General features: G+C 71.8%; 22 protein-coding genes. 10 read left to right on the forward strand and 12 right to left on the reverse strand.

Translation table 11 applies throughout. The features are described from left to right. Positions 1 to 58: 58 nt before the first annotated feature. Together ABRP24_RS01060 and galU are read right to left on the reverse strand one after the other, a co-directional pair. A complete protein-coding gene (locus ABRP24_RS01060) occupies positions 59 to 718 on the reverse strand; it encodes a GNAT family protein (protein ID WP_349847779.1) in 660 nt (219 codons plus the stop codon). 87 nt (positions 719 to 805) lie between these two features. After that, entirely contained in the window at positions 806 to 1,696 is an 891-nt protein-coding gene (gene galU / locus ABRP24_RS01065) for a UTP--glucose-1-phosphate uridylyltransferase GalU (RefSeq protein WP_027466560.1), read from the reverse strand. 115 nt (positions 1,697 to 1,811) lie between these two features. Between galU and ABRP24_RS01070 the strand changes: the two genes are divergently transcribed. The 3 genes from ABRP24_RS01070 to mscL all read left to right on the forward strand — a co-directional run bounded on the left by ABRP24_RS01070 (position 1,812) and on the right by mscL (position 3,259). Beyond that, positions 1,812 to 2,396, forward strand: a complete 585-nt coding sequence (locus ABRP24_RS01070; RefSeq protein ID WP_071244110.1) for a 5-formyltetrahydrofolate cyclo-ligase — start codon at positions 1,812 to 1,814, stop codon at positions 2,394 to 2,396. A gap of 1 nt (position 2,397) precedes the next feature. After that, the gene (locus ABRP24_RS01075) at positions 2,398 to 2,688 is read left to right on the forward strand and encodes an FmdB family zinc ribbon protein (RefSeq protein WP_027466562.1); all 291 of its coding nucleotides are present in this window, start codon (positions 2,398 to 2,400) and stop codon (positions 2,686 to 2,688) included. A 76-nt stretch (positions 2,689 to 2,764) separates the two neighbouring features. Beyond that, positions 2,765 to 3,259, forward strand: a complete 495-nt coding sequence (gene mscL, locus ABRP24_RS01080; protein WP_071244106.1) for a large conductance mechanosensitive channel protein MscL — start codon at positions 2,765 to 2,767, stop codon at positions 3,257 to 3,259. Positions 3,260 to 3,358: 99 nt separating this feature from the next. On the opposite strand, the gene ABRP24_RS01085 is transcribed toward mscL, so the two are convergent. Both ABRP24_RS01085 and ABRP24_RS01090 read right to left on the reverse strand, forming a co-directional pair. Further along, positions 3,359 to 3,943 carry a CDP-alcohol phosphatidyltransferase family protein gene (locus ABRP24_RS01085; RefSeq protein ID WP_051596961.1) on the reverse strand — a complete coding sequence of 195 codons (585 nt, stop codon included), beginning with the start codon at positions 3,941 to 3,943 and terminating at the stop codon, positions 3,359 to 3,361. 302 nt (positions 3,944 to 4,245) lie between these two features. Beyond that, complete coding sequence (locus ABRP24_RS01090) at positions 4,246 to 8,073, reverse strand: ATP-binding protein (protein ID WP_083404080.1); 3,828 nt, start codon at positions 8,071 to 8,073, stop codon at positions 4,246 to 4,248. 163 nt (positions 8,074 to 8,236) lie between these two features. On the opposite strand from ABRP24_RS01090, the gene ABRP24_RS01095 reads away from it, so the two are divergent. The 4 genes from ABRP24_RS01095 to ABRP24_RS01110 all read left to right on the forward strand — a co-directional run bounded on the left by ABRP24_RS01095 (position 8,237) and on the right by ABRP24_RS01110 (position 11,934). Next, positions 8,237 to 9,109 (forward strand): CoA ester lyase, encoded by an 873-nt coding sequence (locus tag ABRP24_RS01095; protein WP_027466565.1) that lies wholly within the window; start codon positions 8,237 to 8,239, stop codon positions 9,107 to 9,109. Positions 9,110 to 9,119: 10 nt separating this feature from the next. Further along, positions 9,120 to 9,587 carry a DUF6264 family protein gene (locus ABRP24_RS01100; RefSeq protein WP_071244096.1) on the forward strand — a complete coding sequence of 156 codons (468 nt, stop codon included), beginning with the start codon at positions 9,120 to 9,122 and terminating at the stop codon, positions 9,585 to 9,587. A gap of 144 nt (positions 9,588 to 9,731) precedes the next feature. Further along, positions 9,732 to 10,979: an FAD-dependent oxidoreductase gene (locus tag ABRP24_RS01105; protein WP_349847778.1), complete on the forward strand. Its 1,248-nt coding sequence runs from the start codon at positions 9,732 to 9,734 to the stop codon at positions 10,977 to 10,979. A 76-nt stretch (positions 10,980 to 11,055) separates the two neighbouring features. Beyond that, complete coding sequence (locus tag ABRP24_RS01110) at positions 11,056 to 11,934, forward strand: aldo/keto reductase (protein WP_349847777.1); 879 nt, start codon at positions 11,056 to 11,058, stop codon at positions 11,932 to 11,934. 95 nt (positions 11,935 to 12,029) lie between these two features. On the opposite strand, the gene ABRP24_RS01115 is transcribed toward ABRP24_RS01110, so the two are convergent. Then, positions 12,030 to 12,482: a hypothetical protein gene (locus ABRP24_RS01115; protein ID WP_027466569.1), complete on the reverse strand. Its 453-nt coding sequence runs from the start codon at positions 12,480 to 12,482 to the stop codon at positions 12,030 to 12,032. 149 nt (positions 12,483 to 12,631) lie between these two features. Here ABRP24_RS01115 and ABRP24_RS01120 point away from each other — a divergent pair, with 149 nt between their 5' ends. Beyond that, positions 12,632 to 13,597, forward strand: coding sequence for an NAD(P)H-quinone oxidoreductase (locus ABRP24_RS01120; protein WP_176709410.1), 966 nt, complete (start codon positions 12,632 to 12,634; stop codon positions 13,595 to 13,597). On the opposite strand, the gene ABRP24_RS01125 is transcribed toward ABRP24_RS01120, so the two are convergent. The 6 genes from ABRP24_RS01125 to ABRP24_RS01150 all read right to left on the reverse strand — a co-directional run bounded on the left by ABRP24_RS01125 (position 13,594) and on the right by ABRP24_RS01150 (position 19,770). Beyond that, complete coding sequence (locus ABRP24_RS01125) at positions 13,594 to 14,370, reverse strand: amino acid ABC transporter ATP-binding protein (protein ID WP_349847776.1); 777 nt, start codon at positions 14,368 to 14,370, stop codon at positions 13,594 to 13,596. The two genes, ABRP24_RS01120 and ABRP24_RS01125, sit on opposite strands and share 4 nt — an antisense overlap. Further along, complete coding sequence (locus ABRP24_RS01130; RefSeq protein ID WP_110862374.1) at positions 14,367 to 15,245, reverse strand: amino acid ABC transporter permease; 879 nt, start codon at positions 15,243 to 15,245, stop codon at positions 14,367 to 14,369. The genes ABRP24_RS01125 and ABRP24_RS01130 overlap by 4 nt, the downstream gene beginning before the upstream one ends. 4 nt (positions 15,246 to 15,249) lie before the next feature. Further along, the gene (locus ABRP24_RS01135; protein WP_027466573.1) at positions 15,250 to 16,071 is read right to left on the reverse strand and encodes an ABC transporter substrate-binding protein; all 822 of its coding nucleotides are present in this window, start codon (positions 16,069 to 16,071) and stop codon (positions 15,250 to 15,252) included. A gap of 83 nt (positions 16,072 to 16,154) precedes the next feature. Next, positions 16,155 to 16,673, reverse strand: coding sequence for a cupin domain-containing protein (locus tag ABRP24_RS01140; RefSeq protein WP_250895887.1), 519 nt, complete (start codon positions 16,671 to 16,673; stop codon positions 16,155 to 16,157). Continuing rightward, positions 16,670 to 18,055, reverse strand: a complete 1,386-nt coding sequence (locus ABRP24_RS01145) for an amidohydrolase family protein (RefSeq protein WP_349847775.1) — start codon at positions 18,053 to 18,055, stop codon at positions 16,670 to 16,672. Before ABRP24_RS01145 ends, ABRP24_RS01140 begins: the two co-directional genes overlap by 4 nt. Then, positions 18,052 to 19,770 (reverse strand): adenosylhomocysteinase, encoded by a 1,719-nt coding sequence (locus ABRP24_RS01150; protein WP_349847774.1) that lies wholly within the window; start codon positions 19,768 to 19,770, stop codon positions 18,052 to 18,054. Before ABRP24_RS01150 ends, ABRP24_RS01145 begins: the two co-directional genes overlap by 4 nt. An 81-nt stretch (positions 19,771 to 19,851) precedes the next feature. Between ABRP24_RS01150 and ABRP24_RS01155 the strand changes: the two genes are divergently transcribed. Further along, on the forward strand, positions 19,852 to 20,121 hold the full coding sequence (locus tag ABRP24_RS01155; protein ID WP_017888006.1) for a glutaredoxin family protein: 270 nt from the start codon (positions 19,852 to 19,854) through the stop codon (positions 20,119 to 20,121). A gap of 103 nt (positions 20,122 to 20,224) precedes the next feature. Continuing rightward, positions 20,225 to 20,500 (forward strand): GlsB/YeaQ/YmgE family stress response membrane protein, encoded by a 276-nt coding sequence (locus ABRP24_RS01160; RefSeq protein ID WP_027466577.1) that lies wholly within the window; start codon positions 20,225 to 20,227, stop codon positions 20,498 to 20,500. Positions 20,501 to 20,715: 215 nt separating this feature from the next. Here the strand turns inward: ABRP24_RS01160 and ABRP24_RS01165 are convergent, their stop codons facing one another. After that, positions 20,716 to 21,309, reverse strand: coding sequence for a TetR family transcriptional regulator (locus ABRP24_RS01165; RefSeq protein ID WP_349847773.1), 594 nt, complete (start codon positions 21,307 to 21,309; stop codon positions 20,716 to 20,718). Positions 21,310 to 21,322: the final 13 nt, after the last annotated feature.

Consider the following 21,322-nt stretch of genomic DNA (forward strand, 5'->3'; position numbering starts at 1 on the left):
TGTCGGGGCCGAATCTGCGGAGGGCGAGCCGCGCCTCCAGGCCGTCAGCGGTGGCTCGTCAGATGCGGGGCGTCGTGTCCAGCGGCATCGCCGCCTCGTCGCGTGCGGCGACCGGCACGGTCCCCACACCGGGAGGCACCTGCCCCTGGACCCAGCGCTCGAGGACGCCGCCGCGGACCTCTTCCGCCACCAGCGCGAAGCAGAAGTGGTCGCGCCAGTCCCCGTTGATGTGGATGTAGCGGCGACGGAGACCCTCGTACCGGAAGCCGAGCTTCTCGACGACGCGCAGGCTCGGGGCGTTCTCCGGCCGGATGCAGATCTCGATCCGGTGCACGCCGAGCGACCGGAAGCAGTGGTCGACGGCGAGGGCGACCGAGATCGGCGTCACGTTGTGGCCGGCGGCGTCCTCCACGACCCAGTAGCCGATGGAGGCACTCGCGAGCGAGCCGTAGGAGATGCCGGAGACGTTGAGCTGACCGACGAAGCGGCCGTCGAGCTCCATCGCGAACGGGAGTCCGAGTCCCGCGCGGGCGTTGGCCTGGAGCGCGCGGATGCTGCCCCGGACGTCGGTGGAGACGTGTCCGGAGGGGTTCGTGGCCTCCCAGGTGCGGAGCCACGAGCGGTTCGTCGCGAGTGCCGCGTCGAGGTCGCGGGTGTCGCGGAGCCGGAGGGGCCGGATGGTGACCCGCCCGTGGGACAGGGTCGGGATCGTCGTCATCGCTGGGTTCCTCCGGGGTCCCGCCGCTGTGCGGACGGGGTGTCCCGCCCGGGTCCGTCATGTGACGGACCCGAGCGGGATGGCCGACTATTCGCCCGCGTTGAACTCCTTCAACCACGACTTGAGGTCGGGGCCGAGGTCATCGCGGTCCGAGGCAAGCTGCACGATCGCCTTGATGTAGTCGAGTTTGTCACCGGTGTCGTACCGGCGTCCACGGAACACGACGCCGTACACGCCGCCGGTCCACTCTTCGGCGCTCGCCATCTTCATGAGCGCGTCGGTCAGCTGGATCTCGCCGCCCTTGCCCGGCTCCTGCTTCTCGAGGACGTCGAAGACCTCGGGACGGATGACGTAGCGGCCGATGATGGCCAGGTTCGAGGGTGCCTCGCCCTGCGGGGGCTTCTCGACGAGCCCGGTGATCTTCACCACGTCGTCGGTGTCGGTCGGCTCGACCGTGGCGATGCCGTACAGGTGGGTCTGCGACTCGGGGACCTCGAGCAGGGCCACGATGGTGGCGTTCTTCTCGCCCTGGACCTCGATCATGCGCTGGAGCAGCGGGTCACGGGCGTCGATGATGTCGTCACCGAGGAGCACGGCGAACGGCTCGCGGCCGACGTGCATCTTCGCGCGGAGCACCGCGTGGCCGAGGCCGAGCGGGTCGCCCTGCCGCACGTAGTGCATGTCGGCGAGGTCCGTCGACTGGTTGACCTTCTGCAGCTTCTCGTGGTCGCCCTTCTTGCGGAGGGTCTCCTCGAGCTCCGACACGTGGTCGAAGTGGTTCTCGAGCGCGTTCTTGTTGCGCCCGGTGATCATCAGCACGTCGGTCAGCCCGGCACCGACAGCCTCTTCCACCACGTACTGGATGGCCGGCTTGTCGACGACGGGGAGCATCTCCTTCGGCATCGCCTTGGTCGCGGGGAGGAAGCGGGTACCCAGCCCTGCGGCCGGGATCACCGCCTTCGAAATCTGGAAGCCCATGGTCAGACCGTATCCGATCCCCCTTTCGAGGGCATGTCGTCGCTCCGGGGGACACGGGACCCCGCGGGTTCCCGGCGGGAAGCCGCAACCGTGCCCCCTCGGTAGACTCCTGCCCATGATCGCCGATCTCGGGAACGAGAAGCGCGCCCTGCGAGCCGAACTCCGGCAGCGGCGGCGCACCCGGACCACGACCGAACGCGACGCGGACACCCAGACCCTGACCGCGACCCTGCAGCGCTTCGTCGAGGAACGCCAGGTGACGTCCCTCGCCCTGTACCTGTCCGCACCGGACGAGCCGAACGTCCGCCCGTTCCTGAACTGGGCGTTCGGGCAGGGCATCCGCGTGCTGCTGCCGGTCACCCGCGAGGACGGGCTGCTCGACTGGGCCGTCGGCGACGGCGAGAGCGAGACCGAGAGCCTGCTCGGCCTGCCCGAGGTGGTCGGCGAGGTCCTGTCCCCGCTCGCGATCAACGACGTCGACGCGATCCTCGCCCCGGCGGCGGCGGTCGGGCACGACGGCGTCCGCATGGGCTGGGGCCGCGGCTACTACGACAAGACCCTCGGGTCCATGGCGAACCGCCCGCCCGTCTATGCTGTGATCTTCGACGCGGAGTACCTCGACGAGGTCCCGCGCGAACCCCACGACGAACCCGTTGACGGCATCATCACGCCATCGCGCATCATCACGTTCCGGAGCTGACGTGCCCACCTACTCGTACCGTTGCACCGAGTGCGACAACGCGTTCGACATCAAGCAGTCCTTCTCCGACGCCACCCTGACGGAGTGCCCGGTCTGCGGCGGCGTCCTGCGGAAGGTGTTCTCCCCCGTCGGCGTGACCTTCAACGGTGGCGGTTTCTACCGCACCGACTCGCGTCCGGCCCCGAAGTCCGAGGGCTCGTCGAGCACCCCCGCGAAGTCCGAGCCGAAGAAGTCCGAGCCGGCGAAGAAGGCCGAGTCGAAGCCCAGCGGCTCGAAGCCCGCCGCGTCCTGACGCGGCCTGCGCTCTCCGGATAGGTTGGGGCGCGTCGCCACCCGGCGGCCGTCCTCGACCGGAAGGAGACCCTCGTATGAAGGGCTTCAAGGAGTTCCTGCTCCGCGGCAACGTCATCGACCTGGCCGTCGCAGTCGTCATCGGTGCGGCGTTCACCGCGATCGTCAGCACGATCGTCAGCGCCCTGATCAACCCGCTCATCGGTGCGGTGTTCAACGCCTCGAGCCTCGACAAGGCGCTGGTCGTGGCAATCCCCACGTTCTCCGGCGGTGACGCACAACTGAAGTTCGGCGCGATCATCGGCGCCGTCCTGAACTTCGTCATCGTCGCCGCGGTCGTGTACTTCGCGCTGGTCGTGCCCGTCAACCACCTGAAGAAGGCGGCGTTCGAGCGCGTCAAGAACGACGAGGAGCAGACCCCGCAGGACGTGCCCCCGACCGACGTCGAGGTGCTGCTCGAGATCCGCGACCTGCTCCGCCCGCAGACCGGCGGTGCCACGAGCGCGGGCGCGCACATCGCCCCGTCGAACGCTCCCGAGGGGCCCGGCATCGGCGGCTCGACGAAGCTCTAACCCCGGAGCCGTCGCAAGACACCGGTGTTCGCGCGCTGCACACCCGCAAACCGCGGTGCGCAGCGCGAACACCGGTGTTTTGCGGAGAGGGCGGCCCCGTCAGGCGGCGGGGACCGCGCGGCGCTTCGCGAACATCGCGACGGCGTACTGGGCGCCGGCGAGCACGTGGCCCGCTGTGCCGAGGTACACGAACACCAGGGCCACGACCCGGACCCACGGTGCGTTCTCGTCGACGGTGTGCACCGCGGAGAACAGCAGCACCGGCAGCCCGACGAACAGCAGGGCCGAGCGGATCTTGCCCGTCCACGTGACGTCGAGGTCCGGGTTGCCGTGGAACAGCACGCTCGACAGGACGACGAGCACCAGGTCGACGAGCACCACGACCGCCACCACCCACCAGGGCAGCAGGCCGACGAGCACCAGGGACAGCACGATCGCGATGATGGCCAGGCGGTCGGCGACGGGGTCGATCGCCTTGCCGAGCTTGGACCCCTGGTCGAACTTGCGGGCGATGAAGCCGTCCGCCCAGTCGCTCACGCCGATCACGACGAGGGCGACGAGCGCCCACCCCGGGTGTCCGGCGACGACGAGGCCGATGAACACCGGGATCAGCACGAGGCGGAACAGCGTGATCAGGTTCGGCCAGGTCTGCCAGTCGGGGCGCTGTCGCGCGGTGTCAGTCATCACGGGCCAGGCTACCGGTTACCAGTGCGGGGGGACGTCGCGTCGAAGCTGGTCGTCGTTCTCACCGTCGCGGTGCCGCGCCGGTTCCGGCGGCGGAGCGGGGTCGTAGCCCGCCACCGGCTGGGTGGTGACGCGTCTGCGGCGCCGCGCCGGGCCTCCCGGCTGGTCCGCCGTCTCGCGTCCGGACGACGCTGTCGGACCGGGAGGCGCGGCTGACGACGCGTCGTCGGCCCGGGTCCATGTGCCCACCAGCTGGTCCGTCTCCGGCGTCACCGGACCCGCGGGCCGCGAGGCCCGGCGGCTCATCGGCGCGCGGGGATCGGCGGGATCGAGATCTCCTGCGTGGCGCCGCGGTCGACCCCGAGCACGGCGGCGACGGTGTCGGCGACGCGGTCCGGGTCGGAGAACAGCTGGAACGCGTGCACGCGCACGTAGTGCCAGCCGAGTCGGCGGAGCACCTCGGGACGCAGGCGCAGGGACTCGCGCAGCGATCCCTTGACCAGCGACGCATCGGTCTCGATCGTGACGCACACCCCGCCGTGCGCGGCGACGAGGCCGAGCTTGCCGCGGTGTCCGAGCGCCACCGGGATGCCACGCATCTCGAGGCGCCGGGCCAGGTCGACGAGCAGGGGGTCGGAGTCGTCCGGCACGTACTCGGCGGTGGTCCGGGCACGCACCTCGGCCAGGATCTCGGCGAGGGCGACGGTGCCGTGGCCCATGCGCTCGGCCTCGATGTCCGACGGCTGGAAGCAGGTGACGATGACCATCGAGCGACGCGCGCGGGTCATGGCGACCGCCAGCAGCCGCTCGCCGCCGGGCTTGCCGAGCGGACCGAAGTCACGCAGCACACGGCCGTGCGGGGTGCGGCCGTAGCCGATGGAGAACACGACGCGGTCGCGGCTCTGCGCCACCGACTGCTCGAGCGTCGCCACGATGAACGGCTCGGCACGGTCGCCGATGACGAACTCGGTCAGGTCCTTGTGGCCCTGGGCGGCGGTCAGCACGGCCTGCTCGACGCGCACGGCGTGCTTCGCCGACGCGGTGATGACCATGAGCGACTCGGTCGGACGGGTGCGGGCGTGGTCGATGACGAGCCGCACCACGCGGTCCACCTCGGCGTCGACGCTCTCGACGGCACCGGACTCGGGGTCCGGGACGGCCTTGCCGTCGCTGACGTAGTCGAGCGCGATCGACCCGTGGCCGAGGAACGAGCCGGCCCACGGCAGGGACTCGATCTTGCCGCCGTAGAACCGACGGTTCACGAGCTCGGCGAGGTCCTCGCCGCCGGCGCGGTACGACCGCGACAGCGACAGGGTCGGCAGCAGGGTGGACAGCTTCGCCAGGGCGGAGTCGGCGTGGAACGCGTCGAGCGTGCCCTCGTCGACCTGCAGCGCCCGGTGCTCGGGGTCCACGGCGATGCGGAACGGCGACGGCGTCTGGGTGACCGGGTCACCGAACACGACGGTCTGCCGGGCACGACGGACGGCGCCGACGGTCTCGGCGATCGTCACGGCGCCGGCGTCGACCAGGATCACGGTGTCGAAGGGCATCGTGTCGGCGATCTGCGGCACCTCGTACGGGCTGGCGAGCCAGACGGGTGCGATCGACCGGGACAGGTGCGGTGCGGAGTCCTGCAGCAGGCGCGAGGTGATCGCGCCGTCGCGGAGCTGGGTCTTGAGCGCCGTCGCCTCTTCGGGCCAGTCGACGAGACCGACCTTCCAGTTCTCGGCGAGCTGCCACGCGAGGCCCTGGGAGACCCCGGCCGCGTGGGCGTCGTCCACCAGGCGGAAGTCGGCCTCGACCCGGTCGAGCATGTCGGTGTTCGCGCCGAGCAGGGCCCGGTCGGACTCGAGCATGGTCTCGAGGGCGGACTGCCACCAGGCGAGCTCGAGCTCGGCCGGCACCTGCACGTCCGGCACGTGCCGGTTCGCCAGGTCGGTGATGAGCGGCTCGAGCTGCAGGTCGCGAAGGGTCTGCATGAGCTCGGTGCGCTCCTGCAGGTTGTGCAGGACGTCGGATTCGGCCGCGAGTTCGGCGATGGTCGGGACGAGCTGGTCGACCGGGGTGTTCGCGAGCTGGCGGTCACGCTCGGTGCGGCCCAGCGGCTCGTCGAGGCGCGCGAGGTCCTCGGCGACGTTCGAGAACAGGACCTGGACGTCGGCGATGCCCGTGGGCACCTCGGGGTTCACGCCGGCGGCGACGTAGCGCTGCCAGAGCACCCGCTGCTGCTGGACGCGGGTCAGGGCCTCGTGCAGGTCGGACACGTGCACGCCCGGACGGACGTACTCGCGGGCGAGCTTCTTGAGCCGGCGACGGTTCGTCGACGACATCGGGGCGCCCTCACCGCGAGGGGCGGTGGCGGCCACGAGCTCGGACACCGAGCGGTCGAAGACCACCGGCAGGAAGCGGTCGAGCGTGTCACGGATCTCGGTGAGCAGGCGCAGGTAGATGCCGAGCTCGTTGATCGTCGTGAACTGGCGCATGTGCGTCGAGCTCACCAGGTCGTGGGCGCGGCGGAGCAGGGTCGGCAGGCCGTCGGCGTCGAGGTCCTTCGCGATGCGGTGCGCACGCTGGGCACCGTCGCTCGAACCGAACTTCGCGCCGTACCAGGGCGAGTCGTCGGGGCCGTAGCGGAACTCACCGAGGTTCGCGGCGCTGACCATCGTCTCGGCGACGCGCGAACGGCCGTCGACCATCGAGGCGACGGACTGCTTCGACAGGCGCGCGGTGGTCGACGGGGCGACGGGCAGCAGCGACAGGCGCGACAGCTCCACCAGGCAGTCGAGCACCGAGACGCCGAAGTCGGGGTCCTTGCGGGTGAGCGACCCGCGGTAGTCCTTCAGCACCTTGCGCAGGCGGACCAGTGCGTCGTCGACCTCGCGGAGGTTCGGACGCGCGGCCTTCTCGTTCCGGGCGATGGCACGGACGACGTCGCGGCGCAGGGTCGACGGCGTGACCGCGACCCCGGGCAGCTGGACCTCACCGAAGCGGGCGGCGATGCCCCGCAGGGTCGCGCGGCGCGGGCTCACGACGAGCACGCGCTTGTTCGCGGCGACCAGGCCGCCCAGGGCGTTCACGATGGTCTGGGTGCCACCGGTGCCTGGAAGGGTCTTCACGACGATGGAGTTGCCGGCCGTGATCTGCGCGATCACGTTCTCCTGCTCGTCGTCGGCGTCGAGCAGGAGCGTGTCGGTCTCCGGGCTGCGCTCGTCCGACGGGGTCTGCTCGACCGGGTGGTAGGACTGCTCGACCTGCCACTTCGCGCTCGGGTTGCCGGCGAGGGCGTCGAGCACGGGGTGCGACAGGTCGCCGGTGTCCTCGACCATCCCGGTCGCGACCTCGGCGAAGGTGGACACCACGAGTCGGGCGTGCACCGAGAAGCCGGGGATGTGCGCGGTCAGGCCACGCAGGCGGTCGATGACGGGGTTCGGCGTGAAGGAGCCGTCCTGCTGCGCGAGGGCCACGAAGGACTGCGCGTCGAGGATGACCCCGAACTGCTCGTGCAGCGCGTCGGCGAGGCCCGGGTTGAGCACCGGTTCGCCGAGCAGGCGCACCTCGAAGTCGCGTCCGTGCCGGCGGATCGCCAGGGGGCGCAGGAGCACCGGGCCGCGGAACTGCTCGTCGCCGTGCTTCCAGTCGGCCATGCCGATGCCGAGCTTCACCGCGTCGATGCCGCGCACGGTGGCGAGCTCGGTGCCCTTCGCCTCGACGTGTCCGGCGGCCACGCGGGCGGCACGGAGCGCCACCTCGTCGCGGATCAGGCTGGACAGCAGGGTCGTCTTGCCGGTGATGAACTGCGCGAGACCGCCCGGGTGGGTGGTCGAGAGCTCGATGCGGGCGCGCGGGTGGTCGCTGAAGTGCGTGAGCGGGCTCGTGCCGCCGACACCGGTCAGCTGGGTGCGCCAGCCGTCCCACGTCGGTTCGGCCGCGTTGCCGGCCTGCAACCGCGGGTCGCCGAGGCTGATCGCCTGCGGGCTCGTCATCTGCAGCTCCGGGCGGAGCGTGCGGTCCGGCTCGTCGTCGGTCCGTTCCTGGTCCACGTCCTGCTGCTCGTCTCGATCGTCGTCGGGGCGCGCGCGGGCACCCTCGACGGGGACGTCGTCGTTCACGTCGTCCTCACCGTCGGTCACCCTGTCCGCTCGCCACACATCCGACACTGTAGGCGGAACCGGACGGCCTCTCTGGCAATGACCCGAGGTTTCGGGGTTTCCGCACGGACCTGACCGGCGTCAGAGCCGACGTGCGGCGCGTCCGATCCGACGGCGGCCCCGTCCGGTGTGGTACCAACGGGGCATGGCCATCGACGACCGCACCACTCCGTCCGCCCCCACGCCGAACCGGCGTCGATCGGTCCCCGCCGAGATCTCACGGTCGTGGCTGCTGGTCTCCGGCACCGCCACCGACCGGTTCGACAAGTCCCAGCGCTCCCGCGCCGACCAGATCATCCTGGACATCGAGGACGCCGTCGACCCCGCCGCGAAGCCCTCGGCCCGGCAGGGCGTCGCCGCCTGGCTCGCCGGCGGCGGCGAGGCCTGGGTGCGCATCAACGACGTCACCACGGACTTCTGGGCGGATGACGTCGAGGAGCTCCGCGGCCTGCCCGGGCTGCAGGGCGTCATGCTCGCCAAGACCGAGTCCCCCGCGCAGGTCACCGACACCTGGCACCGGCTCGGCGGCCAGACGCCGGTGATCGCCCTCGTCGAGTCGGCCCTGGGCATCGAGGAGTCGGTGTCGATCGCCAAGGCGCAGGGCGCGTTCCGCCTGGCCTTCGGTTCCGGCGACTACCGCCGTGACACCGGGACCAGTGCCGACACGCTCGCGATGGCGTACCCGCGGTCGAAGCTGGTCGTCGCCTCGCGCGTCGGCGACCTGCCGGGTCCGATCGACGGCCCCACGGTCGGGTCGTCGCACCCGATCCTCCGCGAGCAGTCGCAGGTGGCCGTGTCGCTCGGCCTCACCGGCAAGCTGTGCCTGGACACCGAGCAGCTCCCCGTCATCAACGAGGTCATCTCTCCCACGCCGACCGACGTCGCCTGGGCGCAGGACTTCCTCGACGACTTCGAGGCCCGCGGTCGGGTCATCCGCGACGGTTCCGACCTGCCGCGGCTGGGTCGGGCGCAGAAGATCCAGCGGCTCGCACAGGCGTTCGGGGTCGAGGCGCGGTAGGACTGCACGCATGACCTGGTCCAACGTCCCCGGCCCTCCGCCGCAGTCCTCCTCCGGCCCCACGGACGCGCAGCGCGCGGCGTGGGAGCGCGGTGGCACCACGCTGTTCCCGCCGGCGAAGCTCGCCGACCGGATCTCGACGGTGCTGCTCCTGGTGTTCGGTGCCGTCATGACCGCGATCACGGCGGTCGTCGGCATCGTCGCGATCGCCTCGGCCACGGCAGAGTGCGACGCCGCGGCCGGGTGCACACCCGGTGGGTACTTCGGTGGCGCGGCCATCGCGGTCGGTGGCGCCTTCGTGATCGGGGTCGCCACGATCGTGCTGTCGATCGGCGCGTGGATCCGACGGAAGCCGTCGTGGTGGATCGCGGCGATCGGCTTCGTGCTCGCGATCGTCGTCATCGCCTGGGGCGGGGTCGTCTTCGTGAACGCAGTCGACAGCGGGTCCGGATCGTCGTCGGTGTCCGCCAGCGCCTGACCGGCGCGCACCGAATCCACCCTTCCGACCGGACACCGGTCGTCCGCCGCGTGTCGGGCCTGCGAACGCGTGTGCGTTCCGGCCTGGAGGCGCGGGTCGGGGCCGCCACGCGCCTCCGGTCCGGACCGGGGTAGCGTCCCGGGCATGGTGACGGTGTCGCGGACGACGGTCGCGGTGGTCGGTGGCGGCCCCGCAGGGGTCGTCCTCGGCCTGCTGCTCGCCCGCGCCGGCATCGACGTGCGCGTGCTCGAGCGGCACGACGACTTCAACCGGGACTTCCGGGGCGACACGGTGCACGCCTCGACCATCCGGCTGCTCGACGAACTCGGACTCGGTGCAGCGTTCCGGGCGTTGCCGCAGTCACGCCTCGACGACTTCTCGCTGCCGATGCCCGACGGCTCGCGGCTGCTGCTCGGTGACTTCTCGCGTCTCGCGCCCCCGTACGACCACGTGGCGATGGTGCCGCAGTGGGACCTGCTCGACCTGCTCGTGACCGCCGCCCGTCGGGAACCGTCGTTCCGCATCGCGATGGGCCTCGCGGCGACCGGACTCATCGAGGAGAACGGAGTCGTGACCGGGGTTCACCTGCGGCCGAGGGACGGGGCCGACGAGCCCGAGGAACTCCGCGCCGACGTCGTGATCGCCTGCGACGGGCGGAACTCGGTGCTGCGTCGCGGCGCCGGGCTCGTGCCGCGAGCGTTCCGGGTGCCGTTCGACACCTGGTGGTTCCGGTTGCCCCGGCACCCCGGGGACGCGGCGAGCGCCCTCACCCCCGCGTTCTCGGACCGGGACGTGCTGCTGAGCTTCCCGCGGCCGGACTACCACCAGGTCGCGTACTTCGCGCCGAAGGGCTCGGACGCGGCCCTGCGCGCCGCGGGGGTGGCGGCCTTCCGTGCCCGGGTGGCGCGGCTCCGACCGGACTTCGCGGACCGGGTCGACGCGATCGCCTCGATGGACGACGTGCACGTGCTCGACGTCCGCATGGACCGCCTGCGCCGGTGGTGGCGCCCGGGGCTGCTCTGCATCGGGGACGCCGCACACGCGATGTCCCCCGCCGGCGGGGTCGGCATCAACCTCGCGGTGCAGGACGCGGTGGCGACGGCGACGATCCTGGTGCCGGCACTCCGACGGGGGCTCCGCGGTGGCGGCCTCGCCCGGGCGCTCGCAGCCGTCCAGCGTCGTCGGACCCCGCCCGCAGCCCTGGTGCAGGCCGCGCAGGCCGTGCTGCACCGGGTCGTGTTCGAGCGAGCCTTCGCCGGCCACCTGCAGGACGGTCCGCCGCTGCTCCCGGTGCTGCTCGCGCGCTGGGTCCCGCCGGTCCGGGGCCTCTACGCCCGCGGCATCGCGTTCGGTCCGCTGCCGGAACACGCGCCGGAATGGGCGCGTCGGTGACCGGGGCTCGTCGGTGCGGGCGCCTCGTCGTGCGGGAACTGGGCGTCGGCGTCGGGGCCGGGCGCATGCTGGGCCGATGAAGCAACGAGTCATCGGAGACGTGTCCGTCAGTGCCATCGGTCTGGGCGGGATGCCCATGTCGATCGAGGGCCGGCCGGACGAGCGTCAGTCCATCGCCACGATCCACGCAGCGCTCGAGAACGGTGTCACGCTCATCGACACCGCCGACGCGTACCACCTGGGCGGCCACGACGAGGTGGGGCACAACGAGGAGCTCATCGCGCGGGCCGTCCGGGAGTTCCACGACGACACCTCGGACGTGCTCATCGCGACGAAGGGCGGACACCTGCGCCCCGAGGCCGGCAACTGGGCACAGAACGGGCACCCGGAGTACCTGAAGGAGGCGGCGAAGGCCTCGGCGAAGCGGCTCGGCGTCGAGCAGATCGGCCTGTACCAGTTCCACCGCCCCGACCCGGCCGTGCCGTACGCCGACTCGATCGGGGCGCTCGCCGAGCTGCTCGACCAGGGCGTCATCCGGATGGCGGGCATCTCGAACGCCGACCCGGATCAGATCCGCACCGCGAACGAGGTGCTCGGCGGACGCCTGGCGTCGGTGCAGAACCAGTACTCGCCGAAGTTCCGGTCGAGCGAGCCGGAGCTCGAACTGTGCGACGAGCTCGGCATCGCGTTCCTGCCGTGGAGCCCCCTCGGTGGCATCGGGAGCGCGGCGGACCTCGGGACGGCGTTCGAGGACTTCGCGTACATCGCCCGCGACCGTGGGGTCACCCCGCAGGTCATCGCGCTGGCGTGGGAGCTGCAGAAGAGCGACGTCGTCGTGCCGATCCCCGGTGCGTCGCGGCCGCAGTCGATCCTGAACTCGATCACGGCGCCGACCGTGCGGCTGCGGCCGGAGGACGTCGCACGCCTCGACGCCTCGCAGCCCGCGGCGGTCTGACGCCAGTTCCCCCGACGGGGGAAGCACGACGCCCCGCCGCTCCTGGTCCAGGAGCGGCGGGGCGTCGTCACGTGCGGGGCTGCGCGTGGGACCGCTCAGCTCTTGGCGGGGCAGACCGCCGAGACCTGGTCGAGGGTGGTCTGCACCTCGGTCTGGGCCTTCTTGACCTCGGCGGAGTCCTCGGCCGCACCGGAGCGGATGGCGGAGCTGTAGCCCTTCGCCGCGCCGGAAAAGTCCTCGAACGTGTCGTGGACCTGGTCGTTCGAGACCTTCGTCAGCGCCGAGTCGATGCGCTGGACGAACTCGTCGACGAGCGCCGCACGGGCCTTCGGGTCGGCCGGGGCAGAGCTGGAACCCTGCTCCTTGAGGAACGACGCGAGTTCGTTCTCGAGCAGGGAGCAGGCTTCCCCCTTGGTCTGAGCGGGTGCCGCGGCGGCGGTCTTCGAGGCCGACGGTGCGCTGGACGAGCCCGAGTCGCCGCCGGAGCAACCGGCGAGCAGCGTGAGTGCGAGGCCGGCGGTGGCCAGCGCGATGAGCTTCTTGGGCATGGTGGAGAGTCCCCCTCGATCTGTCCGCACTCCCCCGGATGAGGTGCAGATCCGTCGTCGAGCGTACAGGGAACCTCCATAGGGACACCGGCGGCGGTTGTGGGCGACCGGCAGCCGGCCGGAGGCGGGTGGCGCGTACCGTCGAGGGCATGCGAGCCATCACGTTCGACGACGCTTCCATGTCCGTCACCGACCTGCCCGACCCCGAACCCGGCACGGACGAGGTCCTGATCGAGGTCGCCGCGGCCGGCGTCAACAACGCCGACCTGCAGCAGCGCGCCGGGAACTACCCGCCGCCGCCCGGGGCGTCGGAGATCCTCGGGCTCGAGGTCTCCGGCACCGTGCGGGCCGTCGGCGCGGGCGTCACGACCGTGGCGGTGGGCGACCGGGTGTGCGCGTTGCTCTCCGGCGGCGGGTACGCGGCACTCGTGGTCGCGCCGGTCACCCAGGTGCTGCCGGTCCCCGAGGGCGTCGACCTGGTCGAGGCGGCCGGACTGCCCGAAGCCGCGTGCACGGTCTATTCCAACATCGGCATGCTCGCCGGACTCCGTCCCGGGCAGACGCTCCTGGTGCACGGGGGTACGGGCGGCATGGGGTCGCACGCGGTGCTGTGGGCGAAGGCCCTCGGGGCGACGGTGATCGCGACGAGCGGCGGCGACCGCAAGGTCGCCGCGTCCCGGGACCTCGGCGCCGACCTGGTCATCGACCACCGCACGGAGGACTTCGTGGAACGCGTCATGGCGTTCACCGACGGTGTCGGCGTCGACGTCGTGCTCGACGTCGTCGGACCGTCCTACCTGGAGCGGAACCTGCAGGCCCTCGCCCCGAACGGGCACGTCGCGGTCATCGCCTCGGGCAGCGGCCGCACCGCCGAGCTCGACTTCGGGGTGCTGATGCGGAAGCGCGCGACGATCAGCGGCACGACCCTGCGCGCACGGCCGCTCGCCGAGAAGGCCGCCATCGTCGAGGCGGTCCGCTACAACGTCTGGCCGCTGGTCGCCGACGGCCGGGTGCGCCCGGTCATCGACTCGGTGCTGCCCCTGGCCGACGTCGAGGAGGCCCACCGCCGCGTGCGCGACGGCGAGGTGATCGGCAAGGTGCTGCTGACGCCCTAGGCGTGCACGCGGGCGAGGAACTCGACGAGCGCCGGGTGCTGCGGGTGGTCGAGGACGTCGGCGGGGGAACCCTGTTCGACGACCTCGCCGCGGTGCAGGAACACGATCCGGTCGGCGACGTTCCGCGCGAAGTGCATCTCGTGCGTCGTCATCAGGATCGTCGAACCCTGTCGCTTCAGCTCCGTGACCAGGTCGAGCACCTCACCGACGAGCTGGGGGTCGAGGGCGCTCGTGACCTCGTCGAGCAGCAGGAGCTCCGGGTCGGACGCGATCGCCCGGACGATGGCGACGCGCTGCTGCTGCCCGCCGGACAGGCGGTCGGGGTACGCATCGGCGAACGAGGCGAGCCCGATCCGGTCGAGCAGCCGGCGAGCAGTGTCCTCGGCCTGCGCCTTGCCGACGCCGTGCACCTGCCGCGAGGCGAGCGTGACGTTGTCGAGCACGCTCATGTGCGGGAACAGGTTGAACTGCTGGAACACCACGCCGATGCGCGCCCGCACGGCGTCGACGGCGATGCGCGGGTCGGCGATGTCCGTGCCCTGCAGCAGGATCTCGCCGTCGTCGATGCCCTCGAGCAGGTTGACCGTCTTGAGCAGCGTCGACTTGCCGGAGCCCGAGGCCCCGATGACGCAGATGACCTGGTGGCGGTGGACCGTCAGGTCGATCCCGCGCAGGACCTCGTGCTCGCCGAACGCCTTGCGCAACCCGCGCAGTTCGAGGACCGCGGCGTCCGTACCGGACGCACCACGGGTCTCCAGGCCGGCCTCGCTCATACGGTCCCTCCGATCTGCTCGCGCCGCTGCTGGCGACGCGCGATCGCGTCCGTGACGCGGATCAGCGGCAGGCTGATCACGACGAACAGCAGCCCGGCGACGAAGTACGGCGTGAAGTTGTAGGTCTCGGCCTGCGCGATCTGGGCGGAGCGGACCGCGTCGACGGCCCCGAGGATCGACACCAGACCGACGTCCTTCTGCATCGACACGAAGTCGTTCATGAGCGCCGGGGTGACCTTGCGGATCGCCTGCGGCAGCACCACGAGCCGCAGCGTCTTGGCGTGCGAGAGTCCGAGCGACCGGGCGGCCAGGCGCTGGGAGGGGTGCACGGCCTCCATGCCGGCCCGGAGCACCTCGGCGATGTAGGACGAGTAGGTCAGGGTGATCGCGATCGTGCCCCAGACCTCGGCGGGGAGCCGCGGGAACACCCCGAGCCCGGGGATGCCGTAGCCGACCAGGTAGAGCACGATGATGAGCGGCAGGCCGCGGAACAGGTCCGTGTAGCCGGTCGCGAGCATCCGCAGCGGGAAGAACACCGGGTTGCGCAGACCGCGGACGACCGCGAGCAGCGTGCCGAAGACGGCGACGCCGATGGCGCTGAAGAACAGGATCCGGACGTTCAACCAGAGGCCCAGCAGGATGTCCGGGAACGTGTCGACCGCGGTCTCCGGGTCGAAGAACGACTGCTGCACCGCCGCCCACCCGGGGGTGTTCACGACGCCGAAGTACACGACGGCGAGCACGACCAGGGTGGAGACGACCGACACGACGACGGAGCGACGGCCACGCTGGCGACGGTAGAGCCGACGCTCGAGCTCGACCTGGCTCGGCGCGGGTGCGGCGACCGGGGTGCCGGCCCCTGCTGGCAGGGTCATCCGGTTACTTCAGGACCGGCGTACCGGTCTCCGACGAGAGCCACTTGGTCTGCAGGTCCTGCAGGGTGCCGTCGTCGTCGAGGGTCTTCAGGGCCTTGTCGACCTTGCTCGTGAGCTCCGAGTCCTTCGGCAGGACGAAGCCGAACTCGTCGCCCTTGCCGTCGGACGGGAACTGCGCGGACACGGTGCCGTCGTCGAGCTGCGCCGAGGCCATGTAGAACGCCGTCGGCAGGTCGGTGACGATCGCGTCGATCTGCCCGGACTTGAGCGCGAGCACGGCGTCGTCGTTGGAGTTGAACACCTGCGGCGTGACCCCGAGGACGTCCTTGACGCTCGCGATGCTCGTCGAACCGGTCGCGACGCCGATGGCGTCCTGCTTGAGCGCGGCGATCGTGGTGTCGTCGGCGGCCTTCGACCCGGACGTGGTCACGACCGCCTGGGTCGTCGTGTAGTAGGCGCTCGACATGTCGACGGCCTTCTTGCGCTTCGCGTCGATCGAGAACTGCTGGACGTTGAGGTCCCAGTCCTTCGGCCCCGGTGCGATGGCGCTGTCGAAGGTGCTGCGCTTCCAGACGACGTCGGACTTGCCGTAGCCCATCTCCTTCGCGACGGCGTACGCCACGGCGGACTCGAAGCCCTTGCCGGACTCGGGCTTGTTGTCCTCGATCCAGGGCGAGTACGCCGGGTCGCCGGTGGCGATCGTGAGCTTGCCGTCGGTCACGGTGCCGTCGGCGTTGCTGCTGCCCCCGGCGGAGCAGGCCGACAGGGCGAGGGCGGCGACCGCGGCGGTGGCGACGGCGAGGGTGAAGCGGAGGTGACGGGTCACGGTCGGGCCTTCGTGCGAGGGGGGTGGGGGCAGGTCGAAGTGTACTTCGCGGTGGGATACCAACGCGAAACGGTGTCGCGGTGCTACTCGGCGGCAGGGTCCCCGTCGTCCGCCATCGTGAAGTCGTCGAACGAGAAGCCCGGCGACACCAGGCAGCTCAGCAGCACCTCGCCGTCGCCCGGGATCGTCCGCTGCCACACGCCACCGCGAACGAACGCCTGCGCGTCGTTCACCCGGTCGCGTCCGGCGTCCGGGCCGAGGGTGATCGTCGCGCCGGGCTCGGGGACGTCACCGTCGCCGCCGAGCTGCAGGTCGACGGTGTCCGGCCCGTGCCACATCCAGATCTCGTCGCTCGTGACCCGGTGCCAGGCGGAGGCCTCGCCCGGGGGCAGCAGGAAGTGGATCAGCGTGGCGGCGGGACGCTCCCCGGCGGGGGTGGTGACCGTCGCCGGCGAGGTCCAGGTGCGGACGTACCAGCCACCCTCGGGGTGCGGTTCCATCCCGAGGGCGATCGCGCGCTTCGGCACGTCGAGCCACTCGATCAGCTCACCGGTGACGGTTCGGCGTGCGGCCATGCCGGGGTGGGGTGCGGACTCGGTCATCGTTCCTCCTGGTGCGGTGCGGGGGTGTCCGTGTGCGGGGAAGCCGGCTCGGTGACCCCGCCCGCCACGGCGCGCACGACCCCACGGATCACGGTGGCGGCCGCCCGCCCGGCGCCGTCCTCGACGAGCTCGGCGAGCGCGTCCGGCACCGTGCGGGCGTCGACGTCGAAGACCGCCAGGTCGGCGCGCGCCCCGACGGCGAGGTGCCCGATGCGGTCCGGTCCGACGGCGAGCCCCATCGCGTGCGCACCACCGAGGGTCGCCGCTGCGAGCAGTCGCTCGTGCAGGTCACGGTGCCCGTAGCCCTGGGCTCGGGCGATGCGGTGCAGCGCGGTGACGTCGGCCATCAGGTCGAGGGACGGCGACGACGACAGGGAGTCGGTGCCGATGGCGATCGGGCTCCCCTCGCGCAGGTAGTCCGCGACGGGCGGCGGGTCGAGGCCGATGACGGCGTTGGAGCGGGGGCACAGCGCCACCGCCGTGCCGCGGGCGCGCAGGAGCGCCCGGTCGGCGGCGGTCATGTACACGCCGTGGGCGATGTGGCAGTCCGGCCCGAGCACGCCGAGGCGGTCGACGAACGCGGTCGCGCTCGCACCGAAACCCAGGGCCCGCAGTGCCCGGAACGACGGCACGTTCGCCAGGTGCCAGTCGTTCCCGTGACCGACGCCGTCGACCCCGTCGAGCCCGGGCACCGGACCGAGGGCGGTGCGCTCCCCCTCGAACGCCGCCTCACCGAGGTGCAGGTGCAGCCGCAGGCCGCGCTGCCGCACGATGTCGGGGAGCTCGAGCAGCGGGGCGACCTCGAGCGAGTACGGCGCGTGCGGCGACAGGCCGGCACCGGGTGTCGTGGGGATCCGGTCGAGTTCGTCGAGCACCTGGTCGCGACCGTGCGACTGCCAGGCGTCATTCTCCCAGTCCATCACCTCCCAGTACGCGATGCCGCCGAGCCCGGCGTCCTGCAGCGCGGTCGAGGCCTCGATGTCGGTGACGATGTCCGCGATGCTCGTGACACCGGCCAGGATCGAGGCCCGTGCACCGTCCGCGGCTTCGGCCCGCCAGTCGTGCGGTTCGGAGTAGTCGACGTTGAACGCCGCGGCCCAGTCCTCGAACCCGTTGTACTGGCGTCGGCCGACACCGGACATGCCGGTGTACTGGAGGTGCGAGTGCGCGTTCACGAGTCCGGGCAGGAGCGCGCCGCGCCACTGCCGCTCGGTGAACGTCGCGCCGGACCCGGTGAGCTGGTCGATGACCCACGACCGGTCGCCGACGTGCAGGATGCGGCCGTCCTGCACGGCCACCGCGCCGTCGGCGATCGGCGGCGCCGTCATCGGGACGACGACGCGCGCCGAGTGCACGGTGACCGGGTGTGGACGAGCGATCATGCCGGGTCTCCGAAACGGTGGGTCCGGACGTCCGGCTCGCGGTCCGCCGGGTGCTCAGCGGGGAGGCCTGGGCCCACGGGTCGGCTCCCGAAGGCCGCGAGCGCCGCGCGGGCGGTCACGTCGTCGACCGCGGGGTCGATCGGCACGACGGCACGCTCCAGCTCGTCGCCGCGTTCCAGGAGCATCCGGACGGCGCCGAGCTGCACGGCGAACGACAGGTCCATGATCTCGACCGGGTTGCCCTCGGCCGCGGTGATGTTGATGCAGCCGCCGTCGTCGAGCACGATCGGCCCGCCGTCGGCCCCGGGGAACACGAACCGCTCGGCCTTCGGCCCCACGTCCTGGCGCCGGGCCCCGGCGGCGAGCGCGTCGTCGATGGCGATCTCCTGGTCGACCCCACCGGCGACGGCGAGGACCGCACCGTCCGCGCAGGCACGGAGCACGTCGAGGTCGATGGTGTCCGGCACCCCGGTGGCGCTCATCACGAGGTCGGCGTCGCGCACCGCCTCGACGAGCGGGGCCACGGCGTACCCGGCGAACCGCGCCTGCAGGGCGCGGACCGGGTCGGTCTCGGCGACCGTCACCCGGAACCCGAGGGCGGTGAGCACCAGGGCGACACCCTCGCCGACGTGCCCGAACCCGGCGACGACCGCCGCGCCTCCCGGCATCACCCGGTGTGTGCCGGACGCGAGCCCGTCGACCAGGTCGAGCACCGCGAACACCGTCGACTGCCCGGTGCCGTACCGGTTGTCGAAGAACGTCTTGGTGCGGGCGTCGTTCACCGCGATCACGGGGATGCCGAGCTCGCCGCGCGCCGCGAGGACACGCAGGGGTCGCAGGCCGCTCGTGGTCTCCTCGGCGGCGCCGAGCATCGTCGGCAGCAGGTCGGGGCGTTCCTGGTGGGCGAGCCGGATGACGTGCGAGCCGTCGTCGAGCAGGATGTGCGGCGCGGTGTCGAGCATCGCGAGGGCCAGCTGCTTCTGCTCGGGGAGCGTCGCCGTGCTGCTCGCGAACACCGTCAGGCCGGCGGACCGCAGTGCGTCGGCGACGGCGTCGTCGGTCTCGTCGGCGTGGGCGTAGACGACGACCTCGGCACCGGCGTCACGGAGCAGCAGGCTCAGCACCGCCGTCTTGGGCTCGAGGAACATCGCGACGCCGATGCGCGTGCCGCGCAGGAGTCCGCCGTCGCGGAGCTCCGCGGCGACCGAGCGGGCGACCGGCATCGACCGTCGTGCCCAGCGCAGGCGGGCGTCCGCCGCGGGGTCCTCCTCGGGGTCGCGGCCGGTGGACACCAGGAAGACGTCGTCGGACAGCATCGGGACGGCGAGCACGCCGGGGCGGGCGGGTGCGACGGGGCCGAAGGCGTCCTCGTCGACGGCGGGCAGGTACCGGCCGGCGTCGATGACGACCAGGGTGGTGCCGCGCGGGCGGTCGGCGGCCTGCTCGACCGCGGGGGTCGATTCGTCGGGCGTGCCGAGGCACCAGAGCTGATCGACGAGGTCGGACGGCTGGTGCTGGTGGTCCGACTGGTTCGACTGTTCGACCTCGCGCGCACCGAGTGCGGTCAGCAGGTGCCGCAGTGCCGCGGCATCCCGGGGGTCACCGCCGACGATGCGGAACCGGCGGGCGGCGACGAGCAGGTTGGTCGCCGCGGCGAAGCGCCGAACGGCCGCCGAAGCCCAGGCCAGCGTCGCGGGGTCGGGTGCTGGCGGCATGTGCCAATCGTAGGGCGAGCGGGGCGCGGGTCCGGCGGCGCTCCGGGAATGCCCGGGGGCGCTCCGACGTACTCTCTGCACATGAGCGATGCGACGACTGCCCCCGACCGCGTGACCATGTTCGGTGCCGACTGGTGCCGCGACTGCCGTCGGTCCAAGGCGCTGCTCGACACCCTCGGCGTGGACTACGAGTACGTCGACGTGGAGCAGGACCTGTCCGCGGCCGACCGTGCCGAGGCCATCAGCGGCCGGAAGAACATCCCCGTCGTGGTGCTGCCGAACGGCAAGCACTTCGTCGAGCCGTCGGACGCCGAGCTGCGGGCCGAACTCGAGGCCTCCGGCGTCGTCTGATCGGCGAACCCGACAGTCCTCCCAGGAACCCCGGAGTTTCGTCGGATGTCGGCCCTGACTCCGGCAACCATGCCGCGGCAACCGCACCCACGAGGAGGACACCGTGCTCGGTCTCATCATCAGCTTGATCATCATCGGACTCATCGCCGGCGCTCTCGCCCGGCTCATCATCCCCGGCAAGCAGAACATCGGCATCCTCATGACGATCGTCCTGGGCATCGTCGGATCGTTCGTCGGCGGGTTCCTCGGGTTCCTGATCTTCCAGCACGACCCGATGGACGGCTTCTTCCAGCCGGCCGGCATCATCGGTTCGATCATCGGCGCGATCATCGTGCTGTTCATCTACACCCGCGTCGCGGGCCGCGGCTCGCGCCGCTAAGCACGACGCTGCCGGTCTGACCGGCGAACAACCACAGTCACCCCGAACCGCGTTCCCGCGTGGTTCGGGGTGACTTTGCTTGTGCGGGCCGACTGCGGGCTGCGACCGGGTCGTGTCGTCCGCCACGGCCTGGAGGCGCGGCGCGGGTCGGACCCGCACCGCGCCTCCAGGCCGTGGTCGCCCCCGCGCCGGGGGCGACGCGATGGTCACGCTGGTCAGGCGGTGGCGAGCCGCCCCATCTCGCCGACGACCGCGCGCAGCCGCGCAGCCAGTTCGTCGCGGGAGCCGTCCGCTGATCGGTGGGCGGACTCGATCACGGCGGCCATCACGAGGGTGGTCGCGGTCCGCGCGGTGTCCTCGTCGACGCGCTCGGCGGCCACCGCCAGCACGGTCTGCCGCGCGTGCGCCATCCACTGCATCATCGCCGGGACCATCTCGGGGCGGGCTCGGACGAGCTCCTTCATGCGCCGGCGGTCCTGCGGCAGGGTGACCGTGTGCGCGACGAGGTCGCAGAGGTCCGACACGAGCGGCCCCGTGGCACCGAGGAACGCTGCGCGTGCCGTGTCCGGGACCGTCGTCGCCGGCAATCCGAGGGCTGCTTCGGCCTTCGACGGGAAGTAGTTGAAGAACGTCCGCGGGGAGACCCCCGCGTCCGCGCAGATCTGCTCGACGGTCACCCCGGCGAGTCCGTGGTCGGTGACGAGGGCGAGCGCCGACCGGTGGATGGCGGCCCGGGTCTGCTGCTTCTTGCGCTCCCGCAGGCCGCAGTCGGTCAGGGCGGTGGCCTCGGTGGTGGTGAGCTCGTGCACGTGCTGCGCTCCG

Origin of the sequence: Curtobacterium sp. WHRI 8282 (assembly GCF_040223925.2) — a bacterium.
In the GTDB taxonomy this organism is placed as follows: Bacteria; Actinomycetota; Actinomycetes; order Actinomycetales; family Microbacteriaceae; genus Curtobacterium; species Curtobacterium flaccumfaciens.